The sequence below is a fragment of the Phyllobacterium sp. YR620 genome (genome assembly GCF_900104165.1).
Classification (GTDB): domain Bacteria; phylum Pseudomonadota; class Alphaproteobacteria; order Rhizobiales; family Rhizobiaceae; genus Phyllobacterium; species Phyllobacterium pellucidum.
The window spans coordinates 256056-280275 of the sequence record NZ_FNJP01000004.1; the positions used below are offsets into that span (position 1 = coordinate 256056).

Sequence of the window (24220 nt, forward strand, 5' to 3'; positions counted from 1 at the left end):
GCCGGAGCAAGCATGAGCGAGTATCTTCTGGAGCTGAATAATATCAGCAAACGTTTCGGCGGCCTCGTGGCGCTGGACGCGGTTTCGCTGGCGATCAAGCCCGGTGAAATTCACTGCCTTGCCGGTGAGAACGGTTCCGGCAAATCCACGATCATCAAGATCATGGCTGGCGTCTATCAGCCGACCGAAGGCGAAATACGCATCGACGGCGTCCCGGTAACCGGCATGACGCCCGCTCAATCGGTACAGCATGGCATTCAGGTCATCTATCAGGATTTTTCTCTCTTCGGGAACCTCAGCGTTCTCGAAAACCTCGCGCTCAATACGATGCTTCTCGAAAAACGCCGCATCGTCGACTGGACGCGTGCCCGCAACCTTGCCGAACAGGCACTCGCACGTCTCGGCGTTACGATGGACCTTGACGCCGATGTCGAAACCTTACCGACGTCCGGCAAGCAGATCATCGCAATTGCCCGCGCCGTCATGGTCAATGCCCGGCTCATCATCATGGACGAGCCGACGACGGCGCTGACGCGGCCAGAGGTCGATGCGCTCTTCCGTATCGTGCGCGATATCCAGGCGCAGGGCATCGCCGTCCTGTTCGTCAGCCACAAGATGCGCGAGATGCTCGAAATCAGCGAACGGCTGACCGTCTTGCGCAACGGCAAGAAGGTGGCCGAAGGCCCGATTACCGATTTCAACGAGCCGAAGATCACCCGCGCCATGACCGGGCATGATCTCACCGATCAGAGCTACGTTTGGGAGCCTGCCGTTGGAGACAGCCCGCCGCGGCTAGAGGTCCGCAATCTCTCTGTGCCGGGAAGTATCGAGGATATCAACCTGACGCTCCATGCCGGCGAGATCGTCGGCCTGTCGGGATTGATCGGCGCCGGCCGCACCGAGCTTGCGTTGGCGCTCTTCGGCATGAACCCAAAATTTACCGGGACAGTGAAGGTCGACGGCAGGGAAGTGCATCCGGCGACAGTGCAGGATGCCATCGGATCCGGCATCGCCTACGTTCCGGAGGATCGGCTCAGCGAGGGTCTGTTTTTGCCGCAATCGATCGAACGCAACATGCTGGCGACATCGCTCAACAATTTCGTGCGCGGCATCTTCATTGATCGCAAGCGAACGGCTGCGGCAACGTCGGGCATGTTCGGTGCGATGCAGATTGCTGCGCCTGGTCCGCAAACGCCGGTCAACCATCTGTCCGGCGGCAATCAGCAGCGCGTCGTGCTGGCGCGCTGGCTGCTGACGGGCGCAAGGGTGCTCATTCTCAATGGCCCGACTGTCGGCGTCGACGTTGGCTCCAAGGCGCAGATCCATCGCAAGATTCGGGAACTGGCCGTCGAGAACGGTCTGGCCGTGTTGATGATTTCCGACGACGTGCCGGAACTTGTCCAGAACTGCAACCGCATCATCATCATGCACCGAGGGCGTTTCGTCGATGAAATCGGACCTGATTCCTTGCATGAAGACGCTTTAAACGACCGGCTGAAGGCCTTGAAATGACTCTGTTTCGTCGATCGGAATTCATCATCGCCTGCATTCTTGTTGCTGCGATGATCATCATCGGACTGATCAACCCGGCCTTTTGGTCGCTTGACAACCTGTTCGGACTATTGCGGGCCAACGTGATCATCGGCATCCTGGCGCTTGGCGTCCTTGTTGTGATGATTTCTGGCGGCATCGATGTTTCCTTCACAGCTTTTGCCGTCGCCGCCATGTACCTTACGATCAAGGTCATGATCTATTATGGCTATGGCGGTGTGCTCCTGCCCTTCGTCGCCGCAACGCTGATCGGCACTTTTCTCGGGGCTTTCAACGCCTTCTTCATCCATAGCTTCCGCATGATTCCGCTGATCGTCACCCTCGGTACGGGCAGCGTCGTGCGCGGCCTGCTGCTTGGCCTCGTTGGCACCAGCATGATCAACATCGACAAGATGCCTCAGCAGTTGATCGCCTTCGCCAAGACGGACCTCATCAGCCTGACTTCTGCAAGCGGCACCAATTTCGGCCTGACCGCGATGATCCTCATCTATTTCGGCCTCGCGCTCCTCACACATCTGTTCCTACGCTACACCATGATGGGGCGCTCGGTGTTCGCTCTCGGCGGTGCGCCGGAGGCCGCAAGCCGGGTCGGCTTCAATACCCGCAACACGCTGTTCGTCGTCTACTGTTTCGCCGGTGCGCTGGCCGGGTTTGCCGGTCTATTGCATGGTTCGATGATCTGGCTTGCCAATCCCCGCGATTTCGTCGGCCTCGAGCTTGATGTCATCGCAGCCGTGGTCCTCGGCGGCGCGTCCATCTTCGGCGGACGCGGCAGCGTCATCGGCACGCTGCTTGGGGTGTTCATGCTGGTTATGGTCAAGAACAGCCTCATCATCATGAAGGTCGATACCACCTGGCAGCGGGTGGTCGTGGGCCTCATCATCATCATCGCCACGGCGCTCACCGCCTGGCGCGATCGCAAGAAACTGGTGTGAGACAGGACATGCAGAACAGCTCTATCGCCAAGCGCATTTTCGGGCAGGACCGCAATATCCTGCTGCTTCTCGTGATCACCGTGCTGGTCTTCGCGCTGATGTCCTATCTCAACCCCGACAAGTTCCTGCGCTACTACAACTTCGAATCAATCACTTACATCATGCCGGAACTCGGCATTCTCGCGATCGCCATGATGATCGCGATGCTGACCGGCGGTATCGATCTTTCGGTCGTTGGCATCGCCAACCTCGCCGGAATTCTCGCCGGCGTGTTCTTCCACCATGTCATCACCGGAACTGACCAGTCCACCGGCATGATCATGCTTTATACGGGCATCGGCATATTGATGGCGCTGGCGATCGGTCTCTTGGCGGGTGTCCTCAACGGCTTTCTCATCGCCAAACTGCGCATTACGCCGATCCTTGCGACGCTCGGCACCGGCCAGATCTTCACCGGCCTCGCTGTCGTCCTCACTGGCGGCCCGGCGATCGTCGGATTCCCGGATGGCTGGAACTATATCGGCAACGGCAAGATCCTGGGCCTCGCAACGCCGTTCATCCTGTTCGTCGTCGTTGCCGGTGCGGTCGCCGTTCTGCTCACGCGCACCACACTCGGTGTCAATCTCATGCTCATCGGCACCAACCCGCGCGCCGCCGTCTTTGCCGGCCTGCGCAAGGATCGGATGATCTTCTATTCCTATATGCTGACCGGGTTTCTCGCCGCCATTGCCGGCATCATTCTTTCGGGGCGCACCAATGCCGCGAAATCGGATTATGGCGCATCCTACCTCTTGCAAGCCATCCTGATCGCTGTGCTTGGCGGCACAAACCCGGCTGGCGGCAAGGGCAGGGTGCTTGGCGTGTCCATCGCGCTGGTTGCGCTGATGCTACTCTCATCCGGCTTCCAGATCCTGCGCTTCTCCAATCACCTCATCGATTTCATCTGGGGAGGCTTCCTGCTTTTGGTCATTGCTCTCAACGCATTTCGCAACACCGATCGATAAGGCACCGTTTCTTTCCGCAAGATCGCTGATATAGAAAAATTCCAAACGACTGGACTACACAAGGAATACGCACATGCCCCACCGTATCGCCGTTGTCGGCAGCAACATGACGGATCTGGTTACTTCGATCGTCCGCATGCCCGCACCCGGCGAGACAGTCGAAGCGCCGGCGTTCGCGATGGGGTTCGGCGGCAAGGGCGCCAATCAGGCGGTCGCGGCCGCAAAACTCGGCGCCGACGTCATGATGGTGACCAGGGTGGGCGACGATGTCTTCGGCCAGAGTACGATCCGCAATTTGCAGGACAATGGCATCGACATCACCCATGTCGATACGGCTGCCGGCCAGTCAAGCGGCGTTGCGCCGATCTTCGTCGACGAGCATGGCGAAAATTCCATCCTGATCATCAAGGGCGCCAACAACGAGTTGAAGCCGGCGGATATCGATGCCGCCGCTGAAGACCTGAAGCGGTGCGATCTCATTCTCATGCAGCTGGAAGTTCCACTGGAGACGGTCTACTACACGATCGCCTTTGCCGACCAGCATGGCATCGAGACCATTCTCAATCCGGCGCCTGCCGCGCCGGACCTCGATGCCGGGAAGGTCACCAAAGCGACGTTTCTCGTGCCGAACGAAACGGAGCTCGCATTGCTGACCGGCATGCCGACCGGTACCGATGCCGAAATCGAGACTGCGGCCCGCTCATTGATCGCCAAGGGCATTCGCACCGTCATCGTCACCCTTGGCTCGCGTGGCGCGCGGCTGATCACTGCTGACAAGGCGACGCTGATCGAGCCGCTGAAGGTCCAGCCCAAGGATACGACGGGAGCTGGCGACGCCTTCATCGGCAGCTTTGCCCGGTTCTACGTGGAAGGCCGCGACGTCGAAGCCTCGCTGCGCAGGGCTGCGCTCTATGCCGCCGATTCGATCACCCGCGAAGGCACGCAGAAGTCCTATGCCGATGCGAAGGCGTTCGATAAATTCATCGCTGGTCTTGGCGATCGCAAGGCCGGATGAATTTTCCACGATAGAAGGTTTTTAAAACGGTTGTGGTTGGACGCCACTCGACAGGAGCATGGCGTTCTTAGATTTCGCCTGCAACGGCAATAAATTGGCGTCGATTTTGCGCGAGGCGTGAAACCATCCTTTTCTAAACCGCTGCTGTTCCACTATGTTTGCGGCACGTTCCGGCAGTCGAAGGACGCCGGTGTCCTGGATGATTTTTGCTGGCGCCAATAACGCGACCGGCACAAGTGGATAGTGATTTTGATGACCAAGAACCTGACGCATCTTCAGCGTCTTGAAGCCGAGGCAATCCACATTTTCCGTGAAGTTGCGGCAACCTTCGCCAAGCCGGTGATGCTCTATTCCATCGGCAAGGATTCGTCCGTCATGCTGCATCTGGCGATGAAGGCGTTCTATCCGGCAAAACCGCCATTCCCGTTTCTCCATGTCGACAGCACGTGGAAATTCAAGGAGATGATCGCGTTTCGTGATTCAGAAGCTAAGCGGCTTGGGTTCGATCTTCTTGTCCACAGCAACCAGGAAGGCATCGAGCAGGGCATCAGCCCCTTCGTTCATGGTTCGAACACGCATACCCACATCATGAAGACGGTGGCTCTGCGCCAGGCACTCGACAAATATGGCTTCGATGCTGCCTTTGGCGGCGCGCGCCGCGACGAAGAGAAGTCACGCGCCAAGGAACGCATCTTTTCCTTCCGCAATGCCCAGCATTCCTGGGACCCGAAGAACCAGCGTCCGGAAATGTGGAAGATCTACAATACCCGCGTCGCCAAGGGTGAATCGATCCGCGTCTTTCCAATTTCCAATTGGACCGAACTCGACATCTGGCAGTACATTATGCAGGAGGAGATTCCGATCGTTCCCCTGTATTTCGCCGCCAAGCGGCCTATCGTGGAGCGCGATGGCATGCTGATCATGCGCGATGACGAACGGATGCAGATGCTGCCGGGCGAGGTGCTGCAGGACAAGATGGTTCGGTTCAGGACCCTTGGCTGCTACCCGCTGACCGGCGCTGTTGAATCGAGCGCCACGACGCTTCCGCAGATCGTAGGCGAAATGTTGGTTTCGCGCACGTCGGAGCGGCAGGGCCGCATGATCGACAAGGACGAAGCCGGCTCCATGGAAAAGAAAAAGCGTGAGGGCTATTTCTGATGAGTAAACTAGCCCAGATCGAGTTGTCCGCAGCCGAAGCAGCCGCCGAGGAAATCAACGCCTATATGGCCGAACAGGAAAAGAAGTCGCTCTTGCGCTTCCTGACCTGCGGCTCCGTCGATGACGGCAAGTCGACGCTGATCGGCCGGCTGCTCTACGACACAAAGCTGATCTTCGAGGATCAGCTTGCCGCCCTGACCAATGACAGCCGCAAGCACGGAACGAATGGAGACGATATTGACTTCGCCTTGCTTGTCGATGGCCTTGAGGCTGAGCGCGAGCAGGGCATCACCATCGATGTGGCTTATCGCTTCTTCTCGACACCGAAACGCAAGTTCATCGTCGCAGATACGCCCGGGCACGAGCAATATACCCGCAACATGGCGACCGGCGCTTCGACGGCGGATCTCGCCATTGTGCTCGTCGATGCGCGGCAAGGCGTGCTGCAGCAGACGCGGCGTCACAGCTTCATCGCCTCCCTTCTTGGCATCCGCAATATCGTTCTGGCCGTCAACAAGATCGATCTCGTCGACTACTCTGAGGAGATTTTCGACAGGATCGTCGAGGAATATCAGGCGTTTGCGGGCAAGCTTGGATTCAATTCGATACAGTCGATCCCGCTTTCGGCTCGCTATGGCGACAATGTCATCGGCGCATCCGATAAGTTGCCCTGGTATAAGGGTCCCTCGCTGCTCGAACATCTCGAAACCGTGCCGCTTGATCGCACCGCCGAAGAACGCCCTTTCCGGTTTCCGGTCCAATTCGTCAATCGCCCCAATCTCGATTTTCGCGGGTTCGCCGGAACTATTGCCTCGGGTTCCGTAGCGCCCGGCGACGAGGTCGTCGTGGCGAAGTCCGGCAAGACATCGCGCGTCAAGCGCATCGTCACCTGGGATGGCGATCTCGATCGCGCCGGCGAGGGCGAGGCGGTTACCATCGTGCTGGAAGATGAGGTCGAGGTTTCGCGCGGCAACATGCTGGTTGCGCCGGGCGCGCGCCCTGAAGTCGCGGACCAGTTCGCGGCCCATCTTGTCTGGTTCGCCGAGCATGCGCTCATTCCGGGCCGTTCCTATATCCTGCGCACCGAGACCGATCAGGTCACCGCCACGATCACCGATCTCAAACATCGAATCGATATCAACAGCTTCGCTGAAGTTGCTGCCAAATCGCTCGATTTGAATGAGGTCGGGGTCTGCAATATTTCGACGCAGGAACCGATCGCCTTTGATTCCTACAAGTCGAACCGTTCGACCGGGTCGTTTATCCTCATCGATCGTCTGACCAATGCCACGGTTGGCGCCGGCATGATCGATTTTGCGCTTCGCCGCGCATCGAACGTCCACTGGCAGGCGCTCGACGTCGATAAGGCATCGCGTGCGGCACTGAAGGATCAAAAGCCGGCCGTGCTGTGGTTCACCGGGCTCTCCGGTTCGGGCAAATCCACGGTTGCGAACCTTGTCGAAAAGCGTCTCTCATCACTGGGCAAGCACACCTATATCCTTGACGGCGACAATGTCCGCCACGGCCTCAATCGCGATCTCGGTTTCACCGAGGAAGATCGCGTGGAGAATATCCGACGCGTCGGCGAGGTGGCAAAGCTCATGGTGGATGCGGGGCTGATCGTGCTGGTCTCCTTCATTTCGCCCTTCCGCTCCGAGCGGCGCATGGCGCGTGAATTGCTTGGCGACGGCGAATTCATGGAGATCTTCGTCGATACGCCCTTCGAGGAATGCGCCCGCCGCGATCCGAAGGGACTTTACGCCAAGGCGCTGCGCGGTGAGATCAAGAACTTCACCGGCGTGGATTCGCCCTATGAAGCGCCAAAGGCCCCGGAACTTCATCTGAAAACCGTCGGGCGAACGACGGAAGAGCTTGCCTCCGAGGTCGAAAACCTGCTTGCTGAGCGTGGCATCATCTTCAATTACGACCAGAGTTCGTGGTCCATCTAGAGCAAGTCATGCAATTCGCGCTCACGCCCCTCTGGGTTGCCGCCCATCTCCCCCACAACGGGGGAGATCGCATAGGCATGTCCGCCGGCACTTCGAATGTCGTTGAACGTGACAGAACCTTCGCATTGGTCCCCCCCTTGGAAGGGAAATTCCCAGGAGACCAGAGAGCACCGCATGACATTCCACTCTGATCTGCTCACCCTCTTCGAAGAAACCGCGATTGTTGCCGGTCAGGAGATCCTGCGTATCTTCGAGGAAGGCTGCGCTGTCGAACTCAAGGACGACAAATCACCCGTGACTGCAGCCGACCACGCCGCCGAGGCGATCATCCTTCAGGCGTTGCGGGGTGCGACACCGGGCATACCCATTGTTGCCGAGGAAGAGATCGCAGGCGGCCATATCCCCGGCGATCTTGGCACCCGCTTTTATCTGGTGGACCCACTCGATGGTACCCGGGAGTTCGTCAGCCGCAATGGCGACTTCACCGTCAACATCGCACTCATCGAAAACGGCGTACCAGTGCTCGGCCTCGTCTACGCTCCCGTGCGCGGCCTCCTCTTCACCGGCGGTCCCGAGAGGGCGCAACAAGTGACGATCGATCGCAACGGCAGCGTGATCGAACGTCAGGCCATTGCCTGCCGTTCGGCTCCCGACGTTCTGGTCGCGGTTGCGAGCCGCTCGCACCGGACGCCGGAAACCGACGCCTATCTCGACCAATTCGCCATCGCCGATTGCGTTTCGGTTGGTTCATCGCTGAAATTCGGCCTGCTCGCGCGCGGCGAGGCCGACATCTATCCTCGGCTGAGCCGCACCATGGAGTGGGATACGGCGGCGGGCGATGCCGTACTGCGCGCCGCCGGCGGCATCACCTTGACGCTCGACGGCCGGCCGCTGACTTACGGGCGGCGCAACCAGGCGCATGATGCGGATTTCGCCAACCCGCATTTCGTGGCTCGGGGCCGGCTTTAGCCTCGCGGTTTTCGCAAGAGCATCGTTACCACGAAGAACGCCCCGACCGAACTCGTCACGATTCCAATCGGCAACTCTTGCGGCGCGAGCAGCAGGCGCGCGGCAAGGTCGCTGAGCAGGATCAGGGTGGCGCCGAAAATGGCGCTGGCAACGATCAGTCCGGCGTGAAGCTGGCCGGCGAAGCGGCGGGCCATATGCGGGATCATCAAGCCGACAAATCCGATGACGCCGGCAACCGAGACGAAAATCGCGGTCGAAAAGGCGCATACGATAAAAACGATACTGCGCGTGCGCGCTACACGCACGCCGAGGCTTTCGGCGGTGTTTTCCCCGGCGAGAAACGCATCGAGCCGGCGGTGGTTGAAGAGCGCAAACGCGAGGATCGCGGCAAGGCCGGTGATCGCCAGCGGCAGATTATCCCACCGTGCCAGGCCGAGACCGCCGAGTGTCCAGAACAGCACGGAGTGGGCGGCGCGCTGGTCGCCGAGGAAGACGATATAGTTGGTGAGTGCGGCAAAAAGGAACGAGACGGCAAGACCCGCGAGGATCAGCCGTTCGGGTCCCTGGCCTTCGATGCGCCGAACGAGCACCAGCACCAGCAGGGCCGCGAGCATGCCGCCCGAAAACGCGGCAATCGGCAAGGTCCAGATGCCGAAGCGATCGCCGAAGATGCTGATCACCGAGACGGCACCGGCGGCCGCGCCCGAGGAGAGGCCGAAGAGGAATGGGTCGGCGAGATCGTTGCGCGTAACGGTCTGCAGCATCGCGCCGATGACGCCAAGGCCTGCACCGACGCAGAGCGCAAGGACGACGCGGGGCAGGCGAAGGTCGATGATGATGCGTTGCACCGGCGCGGCGACGGACGTGTCGCTGAGACCGGCGGCATGGGCAAGTGCACGCATGATGTCGCCGAGCGGGATCAGTGTCGAGCCATAGGCAATCGAGGCAAGGGCAAGGGCGAGCATCGCCACACTTGCGCCGATAAGCATGCGTCGTTGTGCGGCGGCGAAGCTCATTTACCCCCCTCTGGGCTGCCGCCAATGCCCCCCACAAGGGGGGAGAAAAGCCTGCAGTCATCTCGGCGCAATACCCCGCCGGTGGTGGTTGGACTAATCGCCGGAAGCCAATCGGTCTCCCCCCTTGTGGGGGAGATGCCCGGCAGGGCCAAGGGGGGTGAGTGGATCATTTCGTCAATGACTTTCGTATGCATGGCGCCGCCTTTTCCCTCCCCCTTGTGGGGAGGGTGGCTGCGCAGCAGCCGGGAGGGGCGTTGCTGGTCACCCCTCAAAACGCTTCCGGGTGCATCGCACGAGCGATCTTGCCGATGGCTTCGATATTGGCAGGTCCGGGCGTGATCTCGGCGTAGCGCAGGGCGACGAAGCGTTCGTTCTTCACCGCATCCGTCTCCTTCATCGCCGGGTGTGATTTCAGGAAATTCAAAAGCTTCTGATAACCGGCATCATCCTGATAATCGAGAAGGACGAGGAATTGCGGGTTGCGCGCGGCGACCGTTTCCCATGACGTCGTGCCCCAGCTCGTCTCCATGTCATCCATGATGTTGACGCCGCCGGCTTCGCGGATCAATGCCGACGGCATGGCGAACTTGCCGGCCGTGAACGGCTTGTCCTCACCGGAGTCATAGAGGAAGACGCGGGTGTCGCCGTTCCCGCCGATCTTGCCCTTGATCGCGGCAAGCTCGGCCTTCCAGCCAGAGACCAGCTTGTCGGCCTCGGCTTCCCTGCCGAAAATCTTGCCGAGCTTTTCAATATCGCCATAGAGCAGGTCCATCGAGGCGGCGGGACGGTTCTTGTCGAGATGAACGCAGCTCTCGGTCAGGACGAGCGTCTTGATGCCGTAGGGGGCGAGCGTGTCCGGCGTAACGTCGCCGCCCGGCTTCATGCCGTAGTACCAGCCGGCAAAGAAGAAATCGGGATTGGCGGCGACGAGGTTCTCGATGGTCGGATATTTCGGCGCAAGCTCGGGGATCGATCCTTGCTGTTTCTTGAACGCCTCATCTAGCTTGTACCAGCCGGTGATGCCGGTCACGCCGACAATCGAGGGCTGGAGGCCGAGCGCAAAAGCCATCTCGCTCATGTTGATATCCTGGATGACGGCGCGATTCGGCGCTGCGTCGAAAGTCAGCGGCGTGCCGCAATTGTCGACAGTGACCGGAAAGGCATATGCCGGCGCGGATAGCAGCGTGAGCGCGAGCGCGATGAGGGCTTTTTTCATGGGAGTCTCCGTGACTTATCAGATTGAACGGGGCCGGGAACGTCGAACACCATGAGTTCGCGGTCCTGATGCGGGTGGCGCAGGCGCAGGACGTCGAGGTCGAACACCTGGCTGACAATGCGCGGGGTCAATGTCTCGTTGGGCGTGCCGGCGGCGACGATCTTGCCGGCATGCATGACGGCGACATGGCTGGCGAACGGCGCGACGAGCGGCAGGTCGTGCAGGACGGCGACGGTGGTGATGCCGAGCCCGGAAACGAGCGAAAGCAGGGCGCTGCGTGCCTTCGGATCGAGGTGATTGGTCGGCTCGTCGAGAAACAGGATCGCCGGTTGCTGGGCGAGAGCGCGCGCCAGCTGCAGCCTCTGCCGCTCGCCGCCGGACAGCGAACCAACCGTCCGCGCCGCAAACGACGCGACGCCGGCACGGTCCATGGCTTCCCCAACGATCTCGCGATCCGTCCCGGCGCTGTAGCGCCCGCCATGCGGGATACGGCCAAGCGCCACGTAGTCGATGGCGCGCAACTGGCGGTCCGGCGTATCCGTCTGGCCGACGAGGGCGAAGCGGCGTGCCCGATCCAGCGGGGTCAAGCGGTTAATATTCTCGCCTTCAATGTGAATGGCCCCGCTTGTCGGCGCCGCAAGCCCCGCCAGCATCCGCAGCAGCGTGGATTTGCCGGCGCCGTTCGGACCGATAATGGCGAGCCGCGATCCGCGTGAAATTTGCAGCGATGCAGCCTCAACCAGGCACTTGCCGCCGATTCGATAGCTGACCGTGTCAGCGGTGAGAAGGATGGAATTCATGGCTGGCGTTTTCCGGCAATCGAAAATTTTCGCACCCAGGAAACTTCGATCAACTGATGTAATGTTATATCGTATGATAGCAAACGCGAAGCAATGTCAACCGGCAGGATCCAGCCAGGGTGCGGGCACAGGCGATGATGATGATGAGGGTCGATGTGCATACCTGTCCTTCATGAGGACAGGAACAGGGAACGTGGATATTCCAATCACGGGACGCCTCAGCAGTTGCTCAAGGTCATCCGTAAACGGCAACATCGCATCGCTCCCGGCACACCCCGTCCGGTTTCGAATCATTTGCTTGATGGCAGGTCTCCTGGCTCGCGGGTCTCAGCTTTGCCCGGCCTTCCCGGTCGTTCGATCAGTGGCATCGTCAGGCAACGCTCGCCGCTTACAGTTGCGGGGGCAGCCACGGTCTCGGTCCCTGTTGGGTACGCCTCACCGTGTTCCCTTTTCACCTCCGGTGTTGTCATCCCGGAGAAACCATCGGCGCGGATGCTATGCGGGGATTTCTCCGCTGGCAAGCACGTTTATACGGCAAAATTCTCAAGTGCTAAAATAATTGGCAATGGGACATTTTAAGACGTGCCCTATGAAAGAGAGTAGTTTAGGTTTCAGTTTGTTTCGCGCGATGCGCGGCTAGTTATTTGAGGCGATATGGCAATTCACGCTGCGGTCTACCATCTGACGCACTATAAATATGACCGTCCGATCATGCTCGGACCTCAGGTCATTCGCCTGCAGCCTGCGCCGCATTCGCGTACGAAGGTTCTCAGCCACTCCCTGAAAGTCAGTCCTTCCAATCACTTCGTCAACCTGCAGCAGGATCCCTACGGAAATTTTCTTGCCCGCTTTGTGTTTCCCGAGCCTGTCACCGAACTGAAGATCGAGGTCGACCTCGTCGCGGACATGACGGTCTACAATCCCTTCGATTTCTTCGTCGAGCCGATCGCGGAGACGTGGCCCTTCGCCTATCCTGAGGATATCCGGGACGACCTCTCGATCTATCTGAAGCCGGAGCCAACGGGTCCGCTGCTGAGCGCGTTTCTTGCAACGATCGACCGCAACCCGACCAATACGGTGAATTTCGTCGTCGACCTCAATGCGCGTATCCAGCGTGAGGTAGGCTATGTCATCCGCATGGAAACCGGCGTTCAGGAGCCCGATACGACGCTCGGCGTCGCGACCGGTTCCTGCCGCGATTCCAGCTGGCTGCTCGTACAGGTCCTGCGCCATCTCGGCATCGCGGCCCGGTTCGTCTCCGGCTATCTGATCCAGTTGAAACCCGATCTCGTCGCCCTTGATGGCCCGGCGGGGACGAACAAGGATTTCACCGACCTTCACGCGTGGTGCGAGGTTTATCTGCCGGGCGCGGGCTGGATCGGACTTGATCCGACCTCGGGCCTTCTGACCGGCGAAAGCCATGTTCCGCTCGCCGCAACGCCGCACTACAGGAATGCCGCCCCGATTTCCGGCATGGCCGAACCCGCCAATGTCGAGTTCAATTTCGACATGCATGTGACACGCGTCTCCGAACACCCGCGCATAACCAAACCGTTCTCGGACGAATCCTGGGCAGCGCTCGATGCCTTGGGCGACAAGGTCGATGCGATGCTGCAGCAGCGCGACGTGCGGCTGACCATGGGCGGTGAGCCCACCTTCGTGTCGATCGACGATTTCGAATCCGGCGAATGGAACACCGATGCGGTCGGCCCGACCAAGCGCGAAAAGGCCGACATGCTGATCCGCCGACTGCGCGATCGCTTTGCGCCCGGCGGCTTCCTGCATTATGGGCAGGGCAAATGGTATCCGGGCGAAAGCCTGCCGCGCTGGACGTTCTCGCTCTACTGGCGCAAGGACGGCAAGCCGATCTGGGTCGATCCGAACCTCATCGCTGCCGAAAACAGCAAGGGCGAGATCAAGCCGGCGGACGCGGAAAAGCTCTTGACCGGCATGGCGAATGTTCTGGGCGTCGAAACGGAGATGGTCGCGCCGGCCTATGAGGATCCGGCCGAGTGGCTGGTCAAGGAAGGCAACCTGCCGGCCAATGTCGATCCCTCCAATTCGAAACTCAAAGACCCGGAAGAGCGCAGCCGCATGTCCCGCGTCTTCGAACGTGGCCTGACTGAACCGACGGGTTATGTGCTTCCGGTACAGCGCTGGAACAGCCAGGCTGTTGCCGGCCCGCGCTGGCGCAGCGAAAAGTGGACGACGCGCCGCGGCAGGCTCTTTCTGGTGCCGGGGGATTCGCCGGTCGGATACCGGCTGCCGCTCGGAGCGCTGCCGCATGTCCCGCCTTCGGAATATCCCTATATCGTGCCCGTGGACCCCTCCGTGGAACGCGGACCGCTTGCCGACTCGATTGCTCAGGCAGATCCGGCCGGCCGGGACACGCCGCAGGCTGTCGCGTCATTCACAGCCGCCGAAGGGGGCCAGCAGGAGCGGGTCGAACAGGAACTCGGCGATATCGGCGGTGCCGTGCGCACCGCGATCTCGGTTGAGCCGCGCGAGGGCCGCCTCAGCGTATTCATGCCGCCGGTTGAAGCGCTGGAGGACTATCTCGAACTTGTCGGCGCCGCCGAGGCTGCCGCGGCGAAGCTCGGACTGCCGGTTCATATCGAGGGCTACAGTCCGCCGCAGGACCCGCGCATCAACGTCATTCGCGTAGCGCCGGACCCAGGTGTCATCGAGGTCAACGTCCATCCTGCCGCCAACTGGCGCGAGTGCGTCGAAACGACGACGGCGATCTATGAGGAAGCGCGCCAGTCGCGCCTCGGCGCCGACAAATTCATGGTCGACGGCAGGCACACCGGCACGGGCGGCGGCAATCATGTCGTTGTCGGCGGCGAAACGCCAAATGACAGCCCGTTCCTGCGGCGGCCGGATCTCTTGAAGAGCCTTGTCCTTCACTGGCAGCGGCATCCATCCTTGTCCTACCTGTTTTCCGGCCTCTTTATCGGTCCGACAAGCCAGGCCCCGCGCATCGACGAGGCGCGCCATGACAGTCTCTACGAGCTCGAAATCGCCATGGCGCAGGTGCCGATGCCGGGTCGAGGTGCACCGCCTCTGCCCTGGCTGGTCGACCGGCTTTTCCGCAACCTTTTGATCGACGTCACTGGAAACACCCACCGGGCGGAAATCTGTATAGACAAGCTGTTCTCGCCTGACGGACCAACGGGACGGCTTGGCCTCGTCGAGTTCCGCGGCTTTGAAATGCCGCCCAATGCCCGCATGAGCCTCGCACAGCAATTGCTGGTTCGGGCGCTGATCGCACGCTTCTGGAACAAGCCCATCGAGGGCGGGTTCGTCCGCTGGGGCACGTCCCTCCACGATCGCTTCATGCTGCCCGCCTTTGTCTGGGCCGATTTTCTCGATGTTCTCGCCGATCTGCGCGAGAACGGCTTCGAGTTCCGGCCGGAATGGTTCGAGGCACAGCTCGAATTCCGCTTTCCGTTCTGCGGCGAGATCGAACGCGAGGGCGTCAAGTTGGAACTGCGCCAAGCACTGGAACCGTGGCATGTCATGGGCGAGCAGGGCGCAATCGGCGGGACGGTGCGCTTCGTCGACAGTTCGGTCGAGCGATTGCAAGTGAAGATGGAGAACTTCAATCCTGCGCGCCACAGCGTTGCCTGCAACGGGCGCGAAGTCCCGCTGCGGATGACCGATACCCAGGGTACAGCCGTCGCAGGCGTGCGCTACAAGGCGTGGCAGCCGCGCAGCGGGCTCCATCCGATGATCCCGGTCAATACGCCGCTTGTCTTCGATATTTACGATCAATGGTCGGGCAGGGCGATCGGCGGCTGCGTCTATCATGTCGCACATCCGGGTGGGCGCAGCTATGATACGTTTCCCGTGAATTCGAACGAAGCGGAGGCGCGCCGCCTTGCCAGGTTCGAAGGACGGGGACACACGGCGGGGGCCTATGAACTCAGGAAGGAGCAGCCTTCCGGCGAGTTTCCGATGACCCTCGACCTCAGGCGGCCACGGCCAAGTTGATGCGACGAATGCGAGATCGGATGGGTCTGAGTTTTACCCCGGCTCTGTCTAGCCAGATGCCCCGCCACCACGGCCCGGGGGGTGTGCAACCATGCCATCGCCCGTGAGAGCGCCAAATGTGTCAGGGCTGCTCTCGGGTTATCAACCGCTGCCCAATGTTGCCGACGAGATGATCGACCCCTCCGGCGCAGTGCGTCCGGGTTGGGAATCCCTCCTTCGCAAACTCGATCAGATCGGTCCTGAAAAGCTCGCGACCCGCTTTGCCAAGGCCAGCCAATATCTGCACGATGCGGGCGTTTATTACCGGGTCTACGACGAAACCGGCACACAGGAACGAGAATGGCCGCTGGCGCATATCCCGCTTCTGATTGACGAGCATGACTGGCAGTCTATCACGCGCGGTCTTGCCGAGCGCGCGGATCTCCTGGAAGACATCGTCGCCGACATTTATGGCGAGAACCGGCTGATCGGCGAGGGCCTGCTTCCCCCCGATCTGATTGCTTCGAATTCCGAATATTTGCATGCAGTGGCAGGCGTGAAACCGGCGAGCGGGCATTTCCTGCATTTTTGCGCCTTCGAACTCGGCCGGGCGCCCAACGGCAGGTGGTGGGTTCTCGGCGACCGCACGCAGGCGCCGTCGGGTGCCGGTTTTGCCCTTGAGAACCGCGTCGCAAGTACGCGGGCTCTGGCGGATGTTTCCGCATCCATGAACGTTCACAGGCTTGCCGGATTCTTCAAGGAGTTTCGCGATTCGCTGCAGGCGCAGGTCAAGAACCCGCAGGGACGTGCGGCAATTCTTACGCCCGGACCCAACAACGAAACCTATTTCGAACACGCCTATATCGCGCGCTATCTCGGCTTCATGCTGCTGGAGGGTGATGATCTCACCGTCAGCAAGGGCAAGGTCATGGTGCGCACCGTTTCGGGCTTGAAGCCCGTGGATGTGTTGTGGCGACGCATGGACGCCGCCTATATGGATCCGCTTGAACTCAAGGCAGATTCCTGGATTGGCACCCCCGGCATGGTGGGGGCTCTCCGGCAACGTTCTGTCTCGCTCGTCAACGCACTAGGCTCCGGCATTCTGGAGACGCGCGCTCTATTGGCGTTTCTCCCGGCCATTTCCAACGCGATGCATGGGCGCGACCTTGCTCTGCCGAGCATCGCCACATGGTGGTGCGGCCAGGACAAGGAGCGCCGGCACGTCATGGACCACCTTGACCAGATGATGGTCGGGCCGGCGATGTCGAGACAATTGCCGTTCGAGGATATGGGCGCGACCGCGCTCGGCGCCGGCCTTGACGAGGGCGCACGTAGCGAACTGCTTTTACGGCTGAAGGATGACGGGCGCAGCCTTGTCGGGCAGGAGGCGGTCAAGCTTTCGACGACGCCGGTCTATGTCGACGGCAAGCTGGAACCGCGCCCCTTCGTATTGCGGGTCTTCGCCGCGCGGACCAAGCATGGCTGGAGCTTTCTACCCGGCGGTTTTGCGCGCGTGGGCCTTACCCTCGACACTGCCGCTATCGCCATGCAGCGTGGCGGGCAGGCGGCCGACGTGTGGATCACGAGCAGCGGACCGGTCGGCAAGGACACGCTGCTGCCGCGCGAGGATGACGCTTTCCGGCGCAACGTGCCGGGAACGCTCCCGAGCCGTGCTGCTGAAAACCTCATGTGGATGGGACGCTATATCGAGCGGGCGGAAGGAACCGCGCGCATCCTCCGGGCCTGCCACGCGCGTCATGCGGAGGCGGCCAACAGGGAACTGCCGCTGCTCGCGGAAATGCGCGCCTATCTGAAGCCTCTCGGCGTCGATCTCGACAGCGCCATTCCCAAGGGCCTCTCGCGCTCGATCGACGGCGCAATGCTCAGCGCCAGCCGTATTCGCGATCGCTTTTCACCGGATGGCTGGCTTGCGTTGCGGGATCTTTCAAAGACGATCCACCGTTTTCATGATGTGGTGGCTGCGGGCGACGACACAACCCGGGCAATGACCATCGTTCTTCGCAAGCTTGCGGGCTTTTCCGGCCTCGTGCACGAAAACATGTACCGGTTCACTGGCTGGCGCTTCCTTGAAATCGGACGCCGCATCGAGCGCAGCATCGGAATGGCGCGCATCCTTGCAACGCTATCGCGTCCAGACGCAGCAGATGGGGCGCTCGAAATGCTGCTGGAGATCGGCGACAGCGTCATGACCCACCGGCGCCAATACAGCGTTTATTCCGGGCGCCTCAGCGTGCTCGATCTTCTGGCGCTCGATCCGCTCAACCCGCGCTCCATTCTTTTCCAGCTGGAGGCCCTGAAGACGGAGTTCGGGCTTCTGCCGGCGCGCGATTCGAGCACCGAGATGCCGGTACTTATGAAGAAGGTGCTTCGGCTCCACACCGACCTTGCCATTATGGAAGCGTCGGAGCTCACGCCGGACAAGCTCCATGGACTTGCCTATGAAATCGGAGTGCTCTCCGATACGATCTCCGACACCTATTTCGCCTGAGGCGACCGATGCTCTACAATATCCGCCTGCATCTCCACTATGATTATGAGCGCTCCGCCGCCGGTGGACGTCATCATATTCGCGTCATGCCGCAGACGATGCCGGGCATCCAGCGGGTGATCGCCTCAAGCCTGTCCTTCGACCCGTCTGCAGCCGAGCGATCCGAGTTTACCGATTTCTTCGCCAACACCGTAACATCGATAGCTTACCGCAATCCGCACGAGACGCTCGATGTGACGATGACGGCGCGGGTAAATGTCACGCGTCCGCCGACAATGCTCGATGTATCGCCGGACATGGCTGGCCTTCAGAAGGAAATACGCAGTGTTCGGTCGATAGCAGCGGACGCACCGCATCACTTTCTGAACTCCACCGATTATGCCGCAATCGATCCGCAGATCACCGCCTATGCGGCGGAGAGCCTTGCCGAGGCGCGCACGGTCATGGAGGTCGTGAACAGCCTCAACCACCGCATTTACAAGGACTTCACCTATGACGGCGAGGCGACAGACGTGCGCACGTCGGCGCGGCAGGCATTCGATCTCAAGGCTGGGGTCTGCCAGGATTTCAGCCATGTGATGATCGCCGGATTGCGCGGACTCGGCATCCCGGCCGGCTATGTCAGCGGTTTCTTGCGCACGATACCGGCACCGGGCGAGGAGCGGCTCGAGGGCGCCGACGCGATGCACGCTTGGGTACGGGCCTGGTGCGGCCGCGAAGCCGGCTGGCAGGAGTTCGACCCGACCAACAACATGGTTGCCGGCAATGACCACATCACCATCGGCTATGGTCGCGACTACGCCGATGTGTCGCCGATCGTTGGCATCTTGAAGACAAGCGGTTCGCAGGAAGGCAAGCAGTCCGTCGATGTCATCCCGCTTGAGCCCTAGCGCTCAGCCGCGATCGGAGTCGAGGATCGTGTCGAACAGTTCGATCGTGTACTTTTTCTCGACGAACTCGATCAGATCGAGCGGCGGCCCGGCTATCTCCGGCCTATGCCAGCGCACCTCATAGGTAACCGTCACGTGGTTACTGTCAGGCCGGCGATATTGTTTCATGAAGCGCGTCCGATAGCCGATGGATGCGAGTTCCTGCTCGAATGCGCGCGACGTTTCGCTGTCCTCGCGCACGATCGTAAGAAACGCCTTTCGCTCACGGGAAATCCGGATATCGATAAGTTTCATCGCCCAAAGGATCAAATAGACGAGGGCAGTCGCAACGCATGCCAGTTCGATGAGACCGCTGCCGAAAGCGAGCCCGATCGCCGTCATGATCCACAACGTCGCCGCCGTCGTCACCCCGCTGACGAGGTCGCCGCGCTTGAAGATCGCGCCGCCGCCGATGAAGCCGACGCCGGTGAGTATCCCGAGCGGCAAGCGCATCACGTCGATATTGACAAAGGAATCAGGCGGTTTGCCGACTGTTGTCAGAAGCAGGTTGGCCTGGATCATCGCCATGCAGGCGGCAAGGCCGACAAGGAGCGTGGTCCGCAGGCCGGCAGCGTGGCCGCTCGCCTCCCGGTTGAACCCGATGATCGCACCCGCCACGACGGTCAGGCCGAGGCGAATGGCGATGTCTTCCCAAGTTAGATAAAGGTCCACCGTTGCACTTTCAGGCTTGTTCCTCGCCACGGATAGGGGGACATCAGCGCCATGGCCCTATCCACCCACCGTCATTCTCGGCCTGTGTCCCGATTGACCCACAGGCAGGTGTGGCATGCACAACCAATGAGCGTGCACGGGTAATCTATCCGGGACCTAGCCCGAGCATGACGGTGGAGCGGATCGTGCAGAGGGGAAACAAATTGTCAATGCGCTTCCGTCTCCACTGGCTTTCGCCTAGGCGAGCATCCTCAGTTTCGGCTCCCGGTCCCAATAACGCTTGGTCGCGGCATCGGTGAAGCCTTTTTCAACCGGCATGACGCCTGCATCGTCCTTGATACCGGCGGCGTCGAGCAAAGCCCTGGACGAGGCCGCATAACCGATCGCCTTGAGATGGCCGAAGGCGTCCATCACCCACTGTTTTGCCGCTCCCTCATTCGCCAGCCTGCCGGCAGCATCGGCGGAGACGATGACGGCGACGGCGTCGAACAATTGCGACGGCGTACCGAGTAATTGACCATCGGCTTTCATTGTATCGCCATTGGCCAGTTTGGCGCCGCCGATTTTTGGCGCGACGATGACAGGTTTGGCGCCTGCCTGCTTGACTGCATTGGTTAGCGCGCCGAGCGCCGCGGCATCGGTGCCGTCATCGATCAGGATACCGACCGAACGTCCATCAAGCGTGGGTTTCATGTTTCCGTGGATGCTGAGAGCAGGCGAGGGCTCCATGTCGAGCGGCGCGCGCGCGGCCTCCGACTTTTCCGGCAATTCGATGCCAAGCCCGTTTGCCACGCGCTTGGCGAGATCCTCGTCAACGTTGCGCAAGTTTGCGACCATGCGGGGAGGCACCTGCGCAAGGGTGACTTTCGAGAGCTCGAACACGAAGGACGAGGCAATGTGGGCCTGTTCGGAAGGCTGCTGCGAGCGCCAGAACAATCTTGCCTGGCTGTAGTGATCGGCGAACAGTTCAGCACGTATCCGCAATTTGCCGCCGGTTTCCGCTTGATCGGTCCGGCCTTCAGTAGTCGTGAACCCGGTGACCGGACATTCGCGCGGCCCGCCGTCCTCGCCATGCGCGGCAAGGCTGTTGGGTTCGTAGTTGGCGCGTCCTTTCGGAACATTCATCTGCATCTGGCCGTCGCGCTGGAAATTCATCACCGGGCATTTCGGCGCATTGATCGGAAGCTGATGGAAGTTGGCTGTGCCAAGCCGTGATTTCTGCGTGTCGAGATAGCTGAAGAGCCTGCCCTGAAGCAGCGGATCGTTGGTAAAATCGACACCCGGGACAATATTCGCCGGGCAATAGGCGACCTGTTCGGTCTCGGCGAAGAAGTTGTCAGGGTTGCGATCGAGGACGAGCCGTCCGACCCTGCGCACCGGAATGACCTCTTCAGGAATGATCTTGGTGGGGTCAAGCACATCGTAGGGCTGGGCATCGGCAAACTTCTCATCGAAAAGCTGGAGGCCAAGCTCCCATTCGGGGAAATTTCCGGATTCGATTGCTTCCCACAGATCGCGCCGGTGATAATCATTGTCCGCCGCTTGCAGCTTAAGTGCCTCGTCCCAGACGGTCGATTGCAGACCGAGCTTGGGCTTCCAATGGAATTTGACAAAGGTGGATTCGCCCTTGGCATTGACGAGACGGAAGGTGTGGATGCCGAAGCCTTCGATGGTGCGGAAGGACCGGGGAATTGTCCGGTCAGACATGGCCCACATCAGCATGTGCGTCGTTTCGGGCATGAGCGAGGCCCAGTCCCAGAACGTATCATGGGCGCTGCCCGCTTGCGGGAACGCGCGATCGGCTTCCATCTTCACCGCGTGAACGAGGTCCGGAAACTTGATCGCGTCCTGGATGAAGAAGATCGGGATGTTGTTGCCAACGAGGTCCCAGTTGCCTTCCTTGGTATAGAACTTGACCGCGAACCCGCGCACGTCACGCGGTGTATCGACTGATCCCGCACCTCCAGCCACGGTGGAGAAACGGGTAAAAACCGGCGTCTTCTCGCCCTTGCGCTGAAAGAGGTCGGCCTTGGTGATGTCGGCAAGGGATTCGTAGAGCTCGAAATAGCCATGGGCCGCTGATCCGCGCGCGTGTACGATGCGCTCGGGGATGCGCTCGTGGTCGAAGTGGAAAATCTTCTCGCGTAGGACGAAGTCTTCAAGCAGCGTCGGTCCGCGTTCCCCGGATCGCAAGCTGTTCTGGTTGTCGCTGACGTGAATGCCCTGGTTGGTGGTGAGGTGCCCCTCGGCTCGATGCGGGCCTTTTTCGGGCACGTGCTGATGGGTTTCACCGCCATTACCCCGGTCGGTGACGAAATTGTTTTCCGTGGCCATGGTACCATCCTCGTTTTCAGTGGGAATACTTCCTAACGAAGGGTAGGCGCCAAGGTTCCAAACGGCGTCCTATTCGAACCTGACTTTCCTCTGGTCGAACGCGCCATAACCGCGGATGGCCGCGACCTCCGGCTTCGGCTCCTCATAGGACCACATAGCATCGTCCGAGGCCTCGCCCTGACCCAGCACACGCCAATAGGAAGCGGTGCCTTTCCATGGGCACTCCGTGTGCGTTTCGGTCTTTTCGAGATGGACGAAATAGATGTCGTCGAAGGGGAAATAGAGGACCGGCTCATGTCCGGGCTCGTGCAGTTCGACTGCGCGATCGCTCGACGCGATCACGACATCGTGGAACCGGACCGTTACGGGCTCCGGATGCGGATTGATGGTGATGCCGCGATTCATATCCTGCTCCTCGGTTGATTTCGACCACGTCTTTCAATGCAAAAGCAAAAAGCTGCGCCGAAGGTTCCGCATACGCTTGGCAAGAACGCTTGGCGGCGCTCCGAAATGATGTAGAAATCATATGGGAGCGGGCAACCAGGATCGCCAGTGAAGATCGCCACATACAATATCAACAATATCAAAAAGCGACTGTCGAATCTTCTGCGTTGGTTGGAAACGTCCGCGCCGGATGTCGTCTGCCTGCAGGAGTTGAAGTGCGAGGACGCGAGCTTTCCGGCAGAGGCGCTGCGCGATGCCGGATATGAAGCGGTCTGGAAAGGCCAGAAATCATGGAACGGCGTTGCGATCCTTGCGCGCGGCGCCAAGCCGATCCTCACGCGTGACCGGCTGCCGGGTGACCCCGAGGATGTGCAAAGCCGCTACATCGAGGCAGCGGTGAACGGCGTCCTGATCGCGTCGATCTATTTGCCGAACGGCAACCCGCAACCCGGACCGAAATTTCAGTACAAGCTCGCCTGGTTCAAGCGGCTGCATCAATACGCGGCGGAACTTCTCGAAATGGATATACCCGTCATCCTCGCGGGTGACTTCAACGTGGTACCGACCGATTTCGATATCTATAATACGCGCTCGTGGATGGACAATGCCTTGCTGCAACCGGAGAGCAGGGAGGCATTCGCCAAGCTGTCGGCGCAAGGGTGGGTCGACGTCGTGCGCACGCTTTATCCGGACGAGCCAATGTATTCATTCTGGCACTATATGCGCAATGCATGGGATCGCGATGCGGGTCTGCGGCTGGATATGCTGATGGCATCACCCGCGGCCTATGAACGGGTGACGGATGCGGGCGTCAACCGCGACGCGCGGAGCTTGGCCAATGCAAGCGACCACGCGCCTACCTGGGCCGAATTCGAGGATTGAAGCTTTTCCTTGTCACGAATCAGGGAAATTCCGCTTCAGGATCGATTCGAACTGGGGAAGGCGGGAGACATTGTCGGCAATGGTGTTGAGCTTGGGCAACGCCTTGGCGAAGGCTATCTTGCCCGGCCGCCAATGGCGCATCACCGCAATGTAGAAGTCGATCGCCGAAAGCCTTTCGCCGAGGAAATAGGGGTCGTCGGCGACCTGCTCGACATTTGCCCACAACTCCATCCGGTATTGATCGATGGCATCCTTGTATGGCTGGCTTTTTGTCTCGGATATTTTCCAGCGGTCGGGATCGTCGGCGAACGTTGTCGTCGGATAAATCTCGCTGTTGATATAAAGCAGCCAGCGGAGGAACGCCGGACGCTGGGGATCGCTGGATGAGGGCACGAAGCGCTGGTCGGGGAAGGCATCCGCGAGGTGGAGGATGATCGCCGCGCTCTCGGTCATCACGCTGCCATCTGGCATGATAAGCGTCGGAACCTGACCAAGCGGGTTGAGTTCGAGCAGACGGTCCCGGTCCGGTCCGGGTTCGAGGTAGGGGATTTCTTCGAGTTCGAACTCTGCCTGGGCTTCGCGCATGGCGAGTTCGACGATCACCGATCCACATCCTTCCGAACCGATCAAGACATATTTGCTCATGATGCCGTCCTGTTTCTTGCCTGGGCCAGGGATTTACTATGGCGAACAAATGAAGCCTGCGCCAGAAAGTTCCTTGAGAGCCGAGGCCCGGGTTCGAAGCTTCGAAATATTCGCATTGCCGAACGGCCAAGGTTTGAAAGAGTTTTCCTTGGTTTCCGGCATTCGGCAGAATATGGTCTGCGTCGGCGACAGAGCATCGATGAGGACGGGACAAGTTCGG

General features: G+C 60.3%; 19 protein-coding genes and 1 riboswitch. Of the genes, 11 read left to right on the plus strand and 8 right to left on the minus strand.

The window, feature by feature from the left end:
* Nucleotides 1-12: 12 nt before the first annotated feature.
* From BLR72_RS15430 to rbsK, 4 genes are all read left to right on the plus strand, one after another.
* Nucleotides 13-1512 (plus strand): sugar ABC transporter ATP-binding protein, encoded by a 1500-nt coding sequence (locus BLR72_RS15430; protein ID WP_091950019.1) that lies wholly within the window; start codon nucleotides 13-15, stop codon nucleotides 1510-1512.
* Nucleotides 1509-2486, plus strand: coding sequence for an ABC transporter permease (locus BLR72_RS15435; protein WP_027230032.1), 978 nt, complete (start codon nucleotides 1509-1511; stop codon nucleotides 2484-2486). Before BLR72_RS15430 ends, BLR72_RS15435 begins: the two co-directional genes overlap by 4 nt.
* An 8-nt stretch (nucleotides 2487-2494) precedes the next feature.
* A complete protein-coding gene (locus tag BLR72_RS15440; RefSeq protein WP_091950021.1) occupies nucleotides 2495-3490 on the plus strand; it encodes an ABC transporter permease in 996 nt (331 codons plus the stop codon).
* A 73-nt stretch (nucleotides 3491-3563) separates the two neighbouring features.
* Entirely contained in the window at nucleotides 3564-4505 is a 942-nt protein-coding gene (rbsK, locus tag BLR72_RS15445) for a ribokinase (protein ID WP_091950023.1), read from the plus strand.
* A 21-nt stretch (nucleotides 4506-4526) separates the two neighbouring features.
* On the opposite strand, the gene BLR72_RS22290 is transcribed toward rbsK, so the two are convergent.
* The gene (locus BLR72_RS22290) at nucleotides 4527-4778 is read right to left on the minus strand and encodes a hypothetical protein (RefSeq protein WP_139202537.1); all 252 of its coding nucleotides are present in this window, start codon (nucleotides 4776-4778) and stop codon (nucleotides 4527-4529) included.
* Between BLR72_RS22290 and cysD the strand changes: the two genes are divergently transcribed.
* The 3 genes from cysD to cysQ all read left to right on the plus strand — a co-directional run bounded on the left by cysD (nucleotide 4758) and on the right by cysQ (nucleotide 8581).
* Nucleotides 4758-5663 (plus strand): sulfate adenylyltransferase subunit CysD, encoded by a 906-nt coding sequence (gene cysD, locus BLR72_RS15450; RefSeq protein WP_091950025.1) that lies wholly within the window; start codon nucleotides 4758-4760, stop codon nucleotides 5661-5663. The two genes, BLR72_RS22290 and cysD, sit on opposite strands and share 21 nt — an antisense overlap.
* Nucleotides 5663-7612: a bifunctional sulfate adenylyltransferase/adenylyl-sulfate kinase NodQ gene (gene cysN / locus BLR72_RS15455; RefSeq protein WP_091950027.1), complete on the plus strand. Its 1950-nt coding sequence runs from the start codon at nucleotides 5663-5665 to the stop codon at nucleotides 7610-7612. The genes cysD and cysN overlap by 1 nt, the downstream gene beginning before the upstream one ends.
* Before the next feature lie 174 nt (nucleotides 7613-7786).
* Nucleotides 7787-8581, plus strand: a complete 795-nt coding sequence (gene cysQ, locus BLR72_RS15465; RefSeq protein ID WP_091950031.1) for a 3'(2'),5'-bisphosphate nucleotidase CysQ — start codon at nucleotides 7787-7789, stop codon at nucleotides 8579-8581.
* Here the strand turns inward: cysQ and BLR72_RS15470 are convergent.
* The 3 genes from BLR72_RS15470 to BLR72_RS15485 form a co-directional block, all read right to left on the minus strand.
* Nucleotides 8578-9597, minus strand: a complete 1020-nt coding sequence (locus BLR72_RS15470) for a FecCD family ABC transporter permease (protein WP_244506718.1) — start codon at nucleotides 9595-9597, stop codon at nucleotides 8578-8580. The two genes, cysQ and BLR72_RS15470, sit on opposite strands and share 4 nt — an antisense overlap.
* 268 nt (nucleotides 9598-9865) lie before the next feature.
* Nucleotides 9866-10813 carry an ABC transporter substrate-binding protein gene (locus BLR72_RS15480; RefSeq protein WP_091950034.1) on the minus strand — a complete coding sequence of 316 codons (948 nt, stop codon included), beginning with the start codon at nucleotides 10811-10813 and terminating at the stop codon, nucleotides 9866-9868.
* Nucleotides 10810-11613: an ABC transporter ATP-binding protein gene (locus BLR72_RS15485; RefSeq protein WP_091950036.1), complete on the minus strand. Its 804-nt coding sequence runs from the start codon at nucleotides 11611-11613 to the stop codon at nucleotides 10810-10812. Before BLR72_RS15485 ends, BLR72_RS15480 begins: the two co-directional genes overlap by 4 nt.
* 285 nt (nucleotides 11614-11898) lie before the next feature.
* Nucleotides 11899-12113: riboswitch (cobalamin riboswitch) on the minus strand.
* A 154-nt stretch (nucleotides 12114-12267) separates the two neighbouring features.
* Between BLR72_RS15485 and BLR72_RS15490 the strand changes: the two genes are divergently transcribed.
* The 3 genes from BLR72_RS15490 to BLR72_RS15500 all read left to right on the plus strand — a co-directional run bounded on the left by BLR72_RS15490 (nucleotide 12268) and on the right by BLR72_RS15500 (nucleotide 18984).
* Complete coding sequence (locus BLR72_RS15490) at nucleotides 12268-15606, plus strand: transglutaminase family protein (RefSeq protein WP_091950038.1); 3339 nt, start codon at nucleotides 12268-12270, stop codon at nucleotides 15604-15606.
* Nucleotides 15607-15697: 91 nt separating this feature from the next.
* Nucleotides 15698-18094, plus strand: coding sequence for a circularly permuted type 2 ATP-grasp protein (locus BLR72_RS15495; RefSeq protein ID WP_091950039.1), 2397 nt, complete (start codon nucleotides 15698-15700; stop codon nucleotides 18092-18094).
* Between the two features lie 8 nt (nucleotides 18095-18102).
* Nucleotides 18103-18984, plus strand: a complete 882-nt coding sequence (locus BLR72_RS15500) for a transglutaminase family protein (RefSeq protein WP_091950041.1) — start codon at nucleotides 18103-18105, stop codon at nucleotides 18982-18984.
* Nucleotides 18985-18987: 3 nt separating this feature from the next.
* Here BLR72_RS15500 and BLR72_RS15505 read toward each other — a convergent pair whose 3' ends face one another.
* The 3 genes from BLR72_RS15505 to BLR72_RS15515 all read right to left on the minus strand — a co-directional run bounded on the left by BLR72_RS15505 (nucleotide 18988) and on the right by BLR72_RS15515 (nucleotide 22434).
* Entirely contained in the window at nucleotides 18988-19695 is a 708-nt protein-coding gene (locus BLR72_RS15505; RefSeq protein WP_091950043.1) for an MgtC/SapB family protein, read from the minus strand.
* Nucleotides 19696-19932: 237 nt separating this feature from the next.
* Complete coding sequence (locus tag BLR72_RS15510) at nucleotides 19933-22029, minus strand: catalase (RefSeq protein WP_091950045.1); 2097 nt, start codon at nucleotides 22027-22029, stop codon at nucleotides 19933-19935.
* A gap of 69 nt (nucleotides 22030-22098) precedes the next feature.
* Entirely contained in the window at nucleotides 22099-22434 is a 336-nt protein-coding gene (locus BLR72_RS15515; RefSeq protein ID WP_027230018.1) for a DUF427 domain-containing protein, read from the minus strand.
* Between the two features lie 147 nt (nucleotides 22435-22581).
* Here BLR72_RS15515 and xth point away from each other — a divergent pair, with 147 nt between their 5' ends.
* Entirely contained in the window at nucleotides 22582-23355 is a 774-nt protein-coding gene (xth, locus tag BLR72_RS15520) for an exodeoxyribonuclease III (protein ID WP_091950047.1), read from the plus strand.
* Nucleotides 23356-23367: 12 nt separating this feature from the next.
* On the opposite strand, the gene BLR72_RS15525 is transcribed toward xth, so the two are convergent.
* Entirely contained in the window at nucleotides 23368-24000 is a 633-nt protein-coding gene (locus BLR72_RS15525) for a glutathione S-transferase family protein (RefSeq protein WP_091950049.1), read from the minus strand.
* Nucleotides 24001-24220: the final 220 nt, after the last annotated feature.

Coding starts and splice junctions, on each gene's coding strand:
- BLR72_RS15430 (WP_091950019.1), top strand. CDS start 13: ATGAGCGAGTATCTTCTGGAGCTGAATAATATCAGCAAACGTTTCGGC.
- BLR72_RS15435 (WP_027230032.1), top strand. CDS start 1,509: ATGACTCTGTTTCGTCGATCGGAATTCATCATCGCCTGCATTCTTGTT.
- BLR72_RS15440 (WP_091950021.1), top strand. CDS start 2,495: ATGCAGAACAGCTCTATCGCCAAGCGCATTTTCGGGCAGGACCGCAAT.
- rbsK (WP_091950023.1), top strand. CDS start 3,564: ATGCCCCACCGTATCGCCGTTGTCGGCAGCAACATGACGGATCTGGTT.
- cysD (WP_091950025.1), top strand. CDS start 4,758: ATGACCAAGAACCTGACGCATCTTCAGCGTCTTGAAGCCGAGGCAATC.
- BLR72_RS22290 (WP_139202537.1), bottom strand. CDS start 4,778: ATGCGTCAGGTTCTTGGTCATCAAAATCACTATCCACTTGTGCCGGTC.
- cysN (WP_091950027.1), top strand. CDS start 5,663: ATGAGTAAACTAGCCCAGATCGAGTTGTCCGCAGCCGAAGCAGCCGCC.
- cysQ (WP_091950031.1), top strand. CDS start 7,787: ATGACATTCCACTCTGATCTGCTCACCCTCTTCGAAGAAACCGCGATT.
- BLR72_RS15470 (WP_244506718.1), bottom strand. CDS start 9,597: ATGAGCTTCGCCGCCGCACAACGACGCATGCTTATCGGCGCAAGTGTG.
- BLR72_RS15480 (WP_091950034.1), bottom strand. CDS start 10,813: ATGAAAAAAGCCCTCATCGCGCTCGCGCTCACGCTGCTATCCGCGCCG.
- BLR72_RS15485 (WP_091950036.1), bottom strand. CDS start 11,613: ATGAATTCCATCCTTCTCACCGCTGACACGGTCAGCTATCGAATCGGC.
- BLR72_RS15490 (WP_091950038.1), top strand. CDS start 12,268: ATGGCAATTCACGCTGCGGTCTACCATCTGACGCACTATAAATATGAC.
- BLR72_RS15495 (WP_091950039.1), top strand. CDS start 15,698: ATGCCATCGCCCGTGAGAGCGCCAAATGTGTCAGGGCTGCTCTCGGGT.
- BLR72_RS15500 (WP_091950041.1), top strand. CDS start 18,103: ATGCTCTACAATATCCGCCTGCATCTCCACTATGATTATGAGCGCTCC.
- BLR72_RS15510 (WP_091950045.1), bottom strand. CDS start 22,029: ATGGCCACGGAAAACAATTTCGTCACCGACCGGGGTAATGGCGGTGAA.
- BLR72_RS15515 (WP_027230018.1), bottom strand. CDS start 22,434: ATGAATCGCGGCATCACCATCAATCCGCATCCGGAGCCCGTAACGGTC.
- BLR72_RS15525 (WP_091950049.1), bottom strand. CDS start 24,000: ATGAGCAAATATGTCTTGATCGGTTCGGAAGGATGTGGATCGGTGATC.